The following is a 12,308-nucleotide window of genomic DNA, read 5'->3' on the forward strand; positions in this document are numbered from 1 at the left end:
CAGGAAGCTTACGAATATATTCAGAATGAACGTGGTTTTAAATAGATAATACTCGCAACCCAACAAAAAATGTTCTAGGCATTCCTGGACCATAAACATAATTACTATCTCTATTTTTCCCAGTATCGAAATCATTTTGGTAGGCGTTAAAAATATTTTTAATACCGCCAAAAATCTCTAAACCTGTATTGAGATTATTGAGGTTAAATCTGTAACTGCTTCTCCAACTAAATTCGTGAAATGAAGGTGTACGTTTATATTCATTAATGAGCTGTTCTGGTGCACCTGCAAAATGAGCTAAAAGCATGTCGCCAGTATATACATAATTTAAATTGGTATTGAATCTAGTATTAGGCATAAAACTTAAAGTTGCAAAACCATATTGATTAGGTGTTCTTAAAAATTCTCGTCTTGGATTAAGACCTTCAATTGTTTCAACTACGGTATCAAATTCACTGGTTTGAATGGTAAACCCAGTCTCTAGCTGAATTTTTTTATTATAATTTCCTCTTAATTCTAATGTTACGCCTTGTACAACGGCAGCATCACCATTTTGCTTTTCAAATCGTTGTCCAAATTCATCTTCACCAATTGGGTTGAGATAAAAAGCATCTTCTAACTTGGTATAAAAGCCTTCTAATGTAAAACCTGCAATAAAATTTTCAGTTGATTTATCATAATTAATAGAAGCACTGAAACTATTTGAACGCTCTTCCACTAAATCATCATCTAAGTTAATACGCGATACTCCTCCGCCAGCAAAAGCAATGTGTAGATCAGTATCAAAAGCTTGTGGTGCTCTAAAACCGGTACTCCAAGTTGCTCTCAACTGTATATTAGATTCAGATTTATACAATAAAGAAAAACGAGGGCTTACGATTAAATTATCAACTAAATTATTACTATCTACTCTAAAGCCAGAAAGTAAATTCAGCTTTGAAGTAATCTCCCAGTCGCTCTGAAAAAATGTACCGAGATTTTTTGTGGTTTGGTCTATTTCATAGTTATAGGAATCTATAACATCTAAAACATCATCGACCAAATATTCGGTGCCAATAGTAAGAACGTTACTACCACTAAAGAAATCATTTAATCTATGATTAAATTGTACACCTCCTTGAAGCGTAACTGTTTTTGAAGTTCCGTATGGCGGATTAGCAATGTGTTCTTCAATATCGCCTATTTCATCAGGGAAAATTCCTGTATAATGATCTCTGTCTGTTTGTTGTCCTGCAAAATAAGTGATTAATGAACTATTACCGTTATTAAAGTTTATTTGATAGTCTAGACTTCCCATTATTACATCATGGGTGCGCTCTTCTGCCTGCTGCGTTAAATATGCTGGTCCGTCTACCATTTCTCCACCGTAACGATATTCATTAAGTTTACTGAAACTAGCTTCTAGCTTTTGATTTTCAGAAGGTAAAAAGAAGAAATTTGCACCAAATGAATTATTTTTTAACGTTGTTAATTCTGAAAAGTTATCATCATTATGATCGTAAAAATCACGATTACGATGATTAACAAAGAGTGAAACTCCAGCATTTTTAGATTCAGAAATTACCGTTGCATTACCTGAAACCATATGGTCATCTGCACCGCCATTTATATTCTGATAGGTATAATTTACATCGAAATTATTAGATTTTGGAACTTTGGTAATGACATTTACAACTCCACCAATAGCGCTAGAACCATAAAGCGAAGACCCTCCTCCTCTAATCGTTTCTATTCGTTCTATCATATTTACCGGAATTTGCTCCAAACCATATAAACCCGTTAGTGGACTAAATATAGGGCGACCGTTAATGAGAATTTGTGAATAACCACCTCCAAGACCATTGATTCGGAGTTGTGTGTAATTACAAGTTTGGCAATCTGTTTCTACTCTAAGACCTGGCTGAAATTTTAGTCCATCAGATAAATTACAGGCTTGCAGTCCACCTAAAGTCTCACTATTCAAAATATTAACAATGACTGCAGAATTTGTTTGACGCTTAAATGTTCTGGTACCAGTAATTACAATTTCGTCTAAAATTTCGGTTTCTAAATCAAAGTTTAGACTTAAGTTACTGTTTACAGTGATTTGCTTTCGTTGTGTTTTATAGCCTGTCATAGAAACTATAATTGTATAAACCCTTGGCTCTACATCTTTAATTTCGTAATAACCTTCAGAATTACTAAGAGCTCCAAAAGTAGTATTCTCGAGATACACATTTGTGTAAGGAAGTGGTTTTCCTTCAGAGGTAATTTTACCAGATATTGTGTAGGTATTCTGTGTATAACCAGCTAAGGGCAAAAGGGTAAAAAGAATAAGTAATGCTCTGTACAATATTTTCAAATTTTATTGCAAATGTAAAATAAAATTTAGACAAGTCTAAAAATATATTTACTTAACTAAAATAAAACTATATTTGTACAAAGTTTAGAGTACCATGATAACTTTATCTGAGGAGAATTATTTAAAAGCTATATATCATTTAGAACGCCAGGAAGGAGGTGCTGTAAGCACCAATTCTATTGCTGAAAAAATTCAAACCAAGGCCTCGTCAGTAACTGACATGGTAAAGAAATTAGCCGACAAAGATTTAGTAAATCATATAAAATATCAGGGAGTTAGTTTAACCAAAACAGGATTGATCTTAGCTGCAAATATTGTTAGAAAACATAGGCTTTGGGAGGTGTTTTTGGTTGATAAACTTAATTTTTCATGGGATGAAGTTCATGATGTTGCCGAGCAATTAGAACATATAAAGTCACCAAAACTTATTGATGAATTAGATGTGTTTTTAGATTTCCCTACCCATGATCCGCACGGAGATCCGATACCAGATAAAGATGGTAATATTTCAAAATCCGATAAAGTTAAATTATCTAAAGTAAGAGCCAATACTAAATGTACTTGTGTTGGTGTAGATGATTCCTCAACAGAATTTTTAAAATATTTAGATAAAAATCAAATTGCCTTAGGAACTGAAATTAAAGTTAAAGCAAAAGAGCCATTTGATGAATCGATGACCATATCAATTAACGGAATAGAACTAAATATTTCAAAAACAGTTTCTAATAATTTATTTGTAAAAACTAATTAATATGATACAAGATGTTATTCAATATTTCGAATCTATAGATCCTGTTCTGGGTGCATTATATGCATCGCTTTTTACCTGGATTGTAACTGCTGCAGGTGCTTCTTTAGTTTTCTTTTTTAAAGGGATGAATCGTGCCGTATTAGATGGTATGTTAGGATTTACCGGAGGAGTCATGGTAGCCGCAAGTTTTTGGAGTTTATTGGCACCAGGTATAGAAATGAGTGAAGGAGAAGGTTTTGTAAAAGTGATACCTGCAGTTGTAGGGTTTTCAATGGGTGCACTATTTATTTTTGGTTTGGATAAAATATTACCTCACCTTCATATTAATTTTAGAGAAGATGAAAAAGAAGGCGTAAAAACACCTTGGCATAGAACTACGCTATTAGTTTTGGCAATAGCACTACATAACATACCAGAAGGTTTAGCAGTAGGCGTATTATTTGGGGGAGTAGCCGCAGGAATACCTGAAGCCACTATAGGTGGAGCGGTGGCTTTATCACTTGGTATTGGTATTCAAAATTTCCCTGAAGGTTTAGCGGTTTCCATGCCATTGCGACGACATGGTGTAAGTAAATTTAAAAGTTTTTGGTATGGGCAAATGTCTGCCATAGTAGAACCTATAGCAGCAGTTGTTGGTGCTGTAGCTGTTACTTTTTTCCAACCTATTTTACCTTATGCTTTAGCGTTTGCAGCAGGTGCAATGATATTTGTAGTTGTTGAAGAAGTTATACCTGAAACCCAACGCGATAAATATACAGATATAGCTACTTTAGGATTTATTGGAGGCTTTATTATTATGATGACTTTAGATGTAGGTTTGGGTTAGATAGAGCTTATTCTTCCATTAACATGCCTATACCTTCAACTAATACTTTCTTGTCTTTTAAAGCTTCTGGATTTAAAATTTCAACTGAATTTTCGTCTTGTTTCCCTAAATCAACTTTTATTTTTTTAAAGTGAAATTCATCATTTTGTTTTTCATCTAAAACAAGCACATAATTATCATTTTCCATAGTGACAATGGCTTGATTTGATAAGGCTAAACCTTCTGAATGATTAGTAATAATATTAGCTTCTACAAACATACCAACAATAAAATTAGCTGATTCATTATCTACATGACCATGGACTTTGACACGTCTTGTAGTTTCGTCAATCGTTGTACCAACTAAATGCACATCTGCATCATAAGTTTTATCTGAAGCTTCAGGGATTCTAAAGGTTATTTTTTGACCTTTTTTAATTTGCATGATGTCTTTTTCAAACACTGTCAATTCTAAATGAATATGATCAATATCTACAATTTCTAAAATGACATCACTTGGTGAGACATACGTCCCATTACTAACGTTTACCTTAGTAACATGACCATTTATTGGCGCGTATAAATTGATGGTTGAAGTCATTTGTTCTTGTTCTACAGCGCTTGGACTTATATTCATCATCTGTAATTTTTTTCGTAATCCATTGTAAGTTGCTAAGCTACTTTTGTAGGTGCTTTGTGCTTTTAGATAGTTTTTTTCTGAAGTTATTTGCTCATCATAAAGTGATTTCTGACGGTTAAATTCAGCTTTTAAATAATTAAGTTGCTCGGCTATTTCCAGATAGTTTTGCTGAATTTCGACGTATTCAGGATTTTGTAAACTTACTAATAGCTGTCCTTTTTTAACTTCATCACCAACTAAAAGCGGTGTTTTAGAAATATAGCCACCAATAAAAGTTGTGACACTAGATTTGTTTTTAGGCGGTACATCTATCATGCCAGTAACTTGTATAGTGTTGTCAAAACTAACTGGTTTTAAAGTGTCTAGAACCATGTTTTCACTTTCAAATTGCACTTTAGTTACGGTTATACTGTTGCTTTCTGTTTTAGTGTTTTCAACAGTTTCTGTGCTGTTTTCTTTATTTCCACAGGCTAAAAATGCAAGTGAAAAAAGTAGGATATATATGTTTTTCATTTTAGTTTATGTTTAATGTCAAGTGATTAATTTTAATTACAGTTTGGTTATAAGCGTTTAAATTTTCAAGATAAGATAGCTCAATTCCACTAGCCGTTTCTAGACTTTGTATGTATTGAAAGAAATCTATTTCACCTTCTTTAAACGTACGGTTTGCTGTTTTTATAATTTGGTTTTTCAGGTCTTCACCTTCATTCTGATAATATCTTACAGCTTCTTCATATTGCTCTAAAGTGGCTAAAAGCGACTTGTACTTAGCATCAAGCTTTGTTTTATAATCTTGTTGCTGCTCTGTAATAACGGCTTTGGCAATTTTTGAAGCTTTTATTTTTGAAGCATTACCAGAGAATAACAGCGGAATTTTTAAACCAATTTGATAACCTATAAGGTTAGTGTTTAATAGGTCGTTAGTGCCTTGAAAATATTCTAAACTGATATCAGGAAGCAAGTTTTGTTTTTCTTGCTGATACAATGCGCTTTGATAATTTTTTGCCTCTTCAAAATATTGTAAACCAACATTGTTTTGTGTTGAAATTGTTTTTAATTCTAATTGTACTAGTGGCTGGTCAACAATGTATAATGTATCTACTTGTACTACACTTTTTAATTGCTCTTTAGAAAAAGCAACTTCTTTTAAAGCTTGTTTATATAAAGTTTCTAGCTGTTTTTGTTTGGATTTTGCAGTAATCATTTCTAGATAGTTCGTTTCGCCCAACTCAAAACGTCGTTTAGATTTTTTAGCAAAATCTTGAAACAGACTGTCTAAATACTGATAGGTTTTTGCTTTATTTTTAGCATAACTTAACTGGTAGTAATTAGCATAAACGGCTTGCTGTATTTGTCTAAATTGAAGATTGTAATTAGTTTTTGCCAGATTTGCTTTGGCTTTGTTAGCTTTTTTCTCTGCAAAATATACTGTCGGAAATTTAAAATCCTGAGCCACACCGAATACTTTCAGAGGTTGGTTGTTTATCGCTAAATTATTCTCGTCATAACTATAGTATACAGACGTTTTATCAAAACTAAAAGCGCTTCCAATTAACGCATTACTTTCATCTATCTTTAGGTTCGACGCTTTTAAGCCAGCATTGTTTTCTATTGCTAGTGCTAGGGTTTCTTCAATTATTAATTTTGATTGTGCGTTAGCATTCATCATAAAAAAGAAACTAATAATAGTAACCACTGCTGCTTTATTTATTTTTAGTTCTTTTTTAGTTTCAAACCAAGCATAAAGTACAGGTAAAACAATAAGTGTTAATATGGTTGCAGTAACCAATCCGCCAACAACAACGGTAGCTAACGGACGTTGTACTTCGGCACCAGCATTGGTCGAAACCGCCATAGGTAAAAACCCTAAAGCTGCTGCTGCTGCGGTTAGTAATACTGGTCTTAAACGCTCGGCTGTACCACGTTTTATGCGTTCTTCTATATCGTCCATGCCTTCTTCTTTTAGTTCTTTAAAATGTTCTATTAACACAATTCCGTTAAGCACTGCAATACCAAAAAGTGCGATAAAACCAACTCCTGCGGATATACTAAATGGTAAATCGCGTAACCATAAAAGTAAGACGCCACCAACTGCAGATAAAGGAATTGCAGAATATACCAGCAATGCCTCTTTAGCCGAACCAAATGCGAAGTAGAGTAGGAGGAATATTAAAGCCAGCGCAATGGGCACTGCCACCATCAATCTAGCTTTGGCGCTTTGTAAATTTTCAAATTGTCCGCCATAAGTAATGTTGTAGCCAACGGGTAATTTTAGCTGATTATCAATAATAGTTCTCACATCATCCACAACCGATTGTAAATCACGATTACGAACGTTAATACCAACCACAATACGACGTTTGGTATCATCTCTTGATATTTTTGCCGGTCCAGTAGTGTACTTAATATCGGCCAATTCGCTTAAAGGAATTTTGACGCCACTTGGCGTATCTATATATAAATTATGAAGACTTGCCAGATTTTTTCGGTTGTTTTTATTTAATCGCATGACTAAATCAAAACGTTTTTCGCCTTCAAAAATGCTTCCAACCGTTCCGCCAGCAAATCCCATTGAGATGACTTGATTAACATCAGAAATATTCAGTCCGTAACGTGCTATTTTACTACGGTTAAATGTCACGCTCATTTGTGGTAAACCTTCTACTTTTTCAATAATAATATCTGAGGCACCTTCAACGTCTTTAATCAGTGATTTGATTTCGTCTGCTTTGTCTGCTAAAACCGACAAGTCTTCACCAAAAACTTTGATGGCTACATCAGCTCTAACACCAGTAATCAACTCATTAAAACGCATTTCTATGGGTTGGGTAAATTCTACTTCCATACCAGGAATCACGGATAGTGCTTCCTTAAATTTATCGGCTAACTCGTCTTTGCTTTTTGCGCTTACCCATTCGTCTTTTGGTTTTAGTTTTATAATCACATCACTTTCTTCCATAGACATTGGGTCTGTTGGGACTTCGGCAGCACCAATACGACTCACAACTTGCTCCACTTCTGGGAATTTTTCTAACAGAATTTGTTCAATTTTGGTTGTGATTTCAATGGTTTTCCCTAGTGATGTACCTGTTTTCAAAACCGGTTGAATTACAAAATCACCTTCATCTAAAGTAGGTACAAATTCGCCACCCATTCTACTAAATAAAAAGATGCTTACAGCTAATAATAATCCAGCTAAAGTAACTACCAGTTTTTTGTATTGTAAAGCCCAATGTATGGATGGTTTGTACCATGAGTTTAAGGTTTTCATTAACCTTACCGAAATATTTTTATCACTAGGTTTTGTCGGTTTTAAAAATAAAGATGAAACGACAGGCACGTAAGTTAAACACAATAGCATAGCGCCAATTAAAGCAAAGCTGAACGTTAATGCCATAGGTTTAAACATTTTGCCTTCTACACCGCTTAGGGATAAAATTGGGATAAAGACAATTAAAATGATAAGTTGCCCAAAAATGGCAGAATTCATCATTTTTGAGGCACTTTTTAGTGTTATTTGGTCAATTTCGGTCTGTTTTGCTTCATTATTGAGTGTTTTTAGTTTTTCGCTTTGCGTGATAATTCTAAACGCAATAAACTCGACTATAATCACAGCGCCATCAATAATTATCCCAAAATCAATAGCACCAAGACTCATTAAATTGGCATCGACTCCAAAAATATTCATCAGTGAAATGGCAAATAATAAACTTAGCGGAATAACCGATGCGACCACCAAACCAGAACGTAAATTACCAAGCAGTAATACCACAACAAAAATGACGATTAGTGATCCTAATATCAAGTTTTCTGATACTGTAAATGTGGTTTTTCCAATCAGCTCACTTCGTTCTAAAAACCCATTGATGTAAACGCCGTCTGGTAAGCTTTTTTGTATGGATGCTACGCGTGCTTTTACAGCATCAATAATGGCTTTAGAGTTACCGTCTTTAAGCATCATGATTTGACCCAACACTTTTTCTCCTTCGCCATTTCCAGTTATGGCACCAAAACGTGTTGCGCTACCAAAACCAACTTCGGCAACATCTTTAATATAAATTGGAGTACCGTTGTTTTTAACAACGATTTGCTCAATGTCTTCCAGACTTTTAACCAATCCTTCACCACGAATAAAAAAGGCTTCGTTGGTTTTTTCAATATATCCACCACCAGCGACACTATTGTTTTTTTCTAATGCATCAAAAATTTCGGTAACTGAAATATTCATAGCATTTAACTTGTTTGGGTTGATGGCTACTTCGTATTGCTTTAAAAATCCTCCCCAAGTATTCACTTCAACAACACCAGGAATACCCGATAATTGACGTTTAACAATCCAATCTTGAATGGTACGTAATTCAGTTGGTGAATAGCGGTCTTCGTAACCTGGTTTTACATCAAGAATGTATTGGTAAATTTCGCCTAAACCCGTAGTAATTGGTCCCATTTCTGGTGAGCCAAAACCATCTGGAATGGTCTCTGAAGCCGATTTAATTTTTTCGGCAATAAGTTGCCTTGGAAGATAAGTGCCCATGTCGTCTTCGAAAACTATGGTTACTACTGAAAGTCCGAATTTTGAAACCGATCTGATTTCTACGACACCAGGTAAATTAGCCATTTCCAACTCTACAGGATAGGTAATAAACTGTTCCACATCTTGTGTGGATAAGTTACGTGATGTGGTGATAACTTGTACTTGATTATTGGTGATATCTGGTACAGCGCCAATAGGAATTTGGGTTAAAGAGAAAATTCCGAAACCAATAATAAATGCTGTAAAAAGGAAAATAAGAAGCTTATTATTTAAGCTTAATTTTATAATTTTTTCTAACATAATTCATATGTAATAAAATTGAAAAATGCCTGTTTGCGTTTTATCAACAGGTAAAATTTTAAAATGAATTATACGTGTTTTGGTGGTTGAAGGAGTTCTGTTTCGTGAAGAGAAGCGTAAAGGTTCAAATAATAGAAACTTGATTTTTTTGAATTTAAGATCTCGAATTCATTAATGTCTGTAGCGTTGTTGTGAGGTAAAGAAGCAATTATAATGGAGGTATGACCTTGACATTGAAAAGGAAGTTGCTCATGATCACTCTTTTCCTCCTGATGATTTTTGCTGTGCTCAGCTTTTAACTCACCATAATGCTTCGATAGGAAGACAAAAAAATCATCTCCATGTTCTTGTTTATGAAATTGCGCATGTTCGATGAGTTCATCTATTTGCAGAAGGTCGTCAGCTCCTAAATGAAAACTTTGGATCAAAATAAAACCTGTTAATATTATAGCAATTAATTTACTCACTAAGACAAAGTTAGTAAATTCTTAAATAAGAACGTTGACAAATGTCAGTGTTTGAATTTAATATGAAAGATTAGTGACAACCACAGTCATCAGTACCACAGCCACTCGATGATTTTTTCTTTGGGGACCAAACAAATTTCTTTATCAAGAAAACAAGCGCTAAAGTAAGTGCTGAAAATACTAAGATGTTTTGTATTATGGTATTCATTTATTTTAGTAATTGAAAAGCTATCAATGCTACAATATAAGCAAAAGCACTCATGATAACAAGTTGATACATAGGCCATTTCCATGAATTAGTTTCACGCTTAACAATGGCTAATGTACTCATACATTGCATGGCAAAAGCGTAAAAAAGTAATAAGGAGATACCAGAGGCAAAATTAAACAACGGTCCGCCAAGTATTGGATTAACCTCACCTGCCATTCGGTTTTTAATCGTCTCCTCTTCATCACTACCTACACTATAAATTGTCGCTAAGGTGCCCACAAAGACTTCGCGAGCCGCAAAGGAACTAACTATGGCAATACCAATTTTCCAATCATAACCTAATGGTCTTATAGCAGGTTCTATTGCTCTACCCGTTAAACCTATAAAAGAGTGTTCCAATTTATGTGAAGCAATCTTTTGTTGCAATTCTTCTTCCGATAAATTATCAGAAGCATATTGCTCTGTAACTATAGATTCAGCATTATTAAAGTCTTCTCCTGGGCCATAAGACGCTAAAAACCATAAGACAATAGAAATAGCTAGTATAATTTTCCCAGCTCCAAAAACAAAAGCTTTAGTTTTTTCTAATACGGTTAAACCTACATTTTTAAGAAGCGGTAATTTGTAATTAGGCATCTCTACCACGAAGAAGGTTTTACTTCTAATTTTTAAAATTTTATGCAGAATCCAAGCGGAGCCAACAGCCGCTGCAAAACCAATTAAGTAAAGAAGCATTAGAGTTAAGGCTTGGTAGCTTAACCCTAAAATTCGACCTTCAGGAATTACCAGCGCAATAATAATAAGATATACAGGTAACCGTGCGGAACAGGTGGTAAAGGGTGTTACTAAAATGGTAATAAGTCGTTCTTTCCAACTTTCAATATTACGAGTGGCCATTATCGCAGGTATAGCACAAGCAGTTCCTGAAATTAAAGGCACAACACTTTTACCACTGAGACCAAAGCGACGCATTACTCTATCCATTAAAAATACCACACGACTCATATAGCCGCTTTCTTCCAAGATTGAGATAAACAAAAATAAAAATGCAATTTGTGGTATAAATATAACTATACCGCCAAGCCCAGGAATAATTCCTTCTGCTATTAAGTTAGTAAAGGCTCCTTCTGGTAACGTATTTTTAGTCCATTCACTCAAGGATGCAAACGTACTATCGATAAAATCCATAGGTACACTAGACCAATCGTATATGGCTTGAAATATAGTAAGTAAAATAATTCCAAAAATTAAATAGCCCCAAACCTTGTGTGTTAAAATCCTATCAAACTTTATTCTTAAATCTTTCGCACTTGCCAAATCAATGGTTTGTCCCTTCTTAAGTGTTTCGTTAATAAACTGGTAGCGTTTAATGGTTTCTTTTTGCTGAAGACGTTTGAGATCTGCTTTAGATTTTGTTTTAAAATCCGAAACAGAATTGAGAGTATTTCTGTCCGTTTTACCGAAGTTAACATCTTGAGTAATTACTAACCATAATTTATAAAGTAGTTGGTTAGGAAATGCCTTCCTTAAATTATCAAAATACGTTTCGTCAATCACGGAAGCATCCAAACATGGTTTAGTAGAAAGCTCTTTGTAATTTGTGATTAGGTTTTTTAAGGTGTCTATACCTTTATTTTTTCTGGTACTTATTAGTGCAATCTTGGTTTCTAATGTTTTCTCTAAATAGTCTGTGTCTAGCGATATGCCTTTATAAGCCATACGATCAGACATGTTAATAACCAAAATTGCAGGTATTTCTAAATCCTTAATTTGTGTGAATAGAAGAAGGTTACGCTTCAGGTTTTCAACATCACTAATAACCACAGCAACATCTGGAAAGTCTTTATCATTTTTATTTAAAAGCAATTCTATAACTACATTTTCATCTAATGACGAAGCATTTAAACTATAGGTGCCAGGTAAATCTATAATGTGCGCTTTAACACCACGCGGTAGTTTACAAATTCCCTCCTTTTTTTCAACTGTAATACCAGGATAGTTACCAACTTTTTGATTTAAACCTGTAAGTGCGTTAAAAACAGATGTTTTACCTGTATTTGGATTTCCAATAAGTGCGACATTAATCTGTTTAGCCATCTATAGTTTCTATTTGTATATGAATAGCTGTTTCTTTTCTAATTGCTAAATGAGACCCATTAATATTTAAATAAAGAGGATCCGCAAATGGAGCCACTTGTACCAACTCAACAGAATTGCCTGGGAGACATCCCATTTCTAAAAGCTTTAATGGAATATGAA

General features: G+C 34.2%; 9 protein-coding genes. 2 read left to right on the forward strand and 7 right to left on the reverse strand.

Annotation, left to right across the window (positions count from 1 at the left end; all coding sequences use genetic code 11):
- Positions 1–37: 37 nt before the first annotated feature.
- Positions 38–2,341, reverse strand: a complete 2,304-nt coding sequence (locus tag ACTG3Y_RS12255) for a TonB-dependent receptor (RefSeq protein WP_439153212.1) — start codon at positions 2,339–2,341, stop codon at positions 38–40.
- A gap of 94 nt (positions 2,342–2,435) precedes the next feature.
- On the opposite strand from ACTG3Y_RS12255, the gene ACTG3Y_RS12260 reads away from it, so the two are divergent.
- Positions 2,436–3,092 carry a metal-dependent transcriptional regulator gene (locus tag ACTG3Y_RS12260; RefSeq protein ID WP_439153213.1) on the forward strand — a complete coding sequence of 219 codons (657 nt, stop codon included), beginning with the start codon at positions 2,436–2,438 and terminating at the stop codon, positions 3,090–3,092.
- 1 nt (position 3,093) lies between these two features.
- Positions 3,094–3,918 carry a ZIP family metal transporter gene (locus tag ACTG3Y_RS12265; RefSeq protein ID WP_439153214.1) on the forward strand — a complete coding sequence of 275 codons (825 nt, stop codon included), beginning with the start codon at positions 3,094–3,096 and terminating at the stop codon, positions 3,916–3,918.
- Positions 3,919–3,925: 7 nt separating this feature from the next.
- On the opposite strand, the gene ACTG3Y_RS12270 is transcribed toward ACTG3Y_RS12265, so the two are convergent.
- From ACTG3Y_RS12270 to ACTG3Y_RS12295, 6 genes are all read right to left on the reverse strand, one after another.
- Positions 3,926–5,050 carry an efflux RND transporter periplasmic adaptor subunit gene (locus ACTG3Y_RS12270; protein ID WP_439153215.1) on the reverse strand — a complete coding sequence of 375 codons (1,125 nt, stop codon included), beginning with the start codon at positions 5,048–5,050 and terminating at the stop codon, positions 3,926–3,928.
- Between the two features lies 1 nt (position 5,051).
- On the reverse strand, positions 5,052–9,371 hold the full coding sequence (locus ACTG3Y_RS12275) for a CusA/CzcA family heavy metal efflux RND transporter (RefSeq protein WP_439153216.1): 4,320 nt from the start codon (positions 9,369–9,371) through the stop codon (positions 5,052–5,054).
- A 68-nt stretch (positions 9,372–9,439) separates the two neighbouring features.
- Positions 9,440–9,838 (reverse strand): hypothetical protein, encoded by a 399-nt coding sequence (locus tag ACTG3Y_RS12280; RefSeq protein ID WP_439153217.1) that lies wholly within the window; start codon positions 9,836–9,838, stop codon positions 9,440–9,442.
- Between the two features lie 70 nt (positions 9,839–9,908).
- Positions 9,909–10,046 carry a FeoB-associated Cys-rich membrane protein gene (locus tag ACTG3Y_RS12285; protein ID WP_439153218.1) on the reverse strand — a complete coding sequence of 46 codons (138 nt, stop codon included), beginning with the start codon at positions 10,044–10,046 and terminating at the stop codon, positions 9,909–9,911.
- Positions 10,047–12,146: a ferrous iron transport protein B gene (gene feoB, locus ACTG3Y_RS12290; protein WP_439153219.1), complete on the reverse strand. Its 2,100-nt coding sequence runs from the start codon at positions 12,144–12,146 to the stop codon at positions 10,047–10,049.
- On the reverse strand, positions 12,139–12,308 hold a 170-nt coding region (locus ACTG3Y_RS12295), incomplete at its 5' end, for a FeoA family protein (RefSeq protein WP_439153220.1). The genes feoB and ACTG3Y_RS12295, both read right to left, overlap by 8 nt.

Origin of the sequence: Winogradskyella sp. (assembly GCF_965656915.1) — a bacterium.
Taxonomy (GTDB): domain Bacteria; phylum Bacteroidota; class Bacteroidia; order Flavobacteriales; family Flavobacteriaceae; genus Winogradskyella.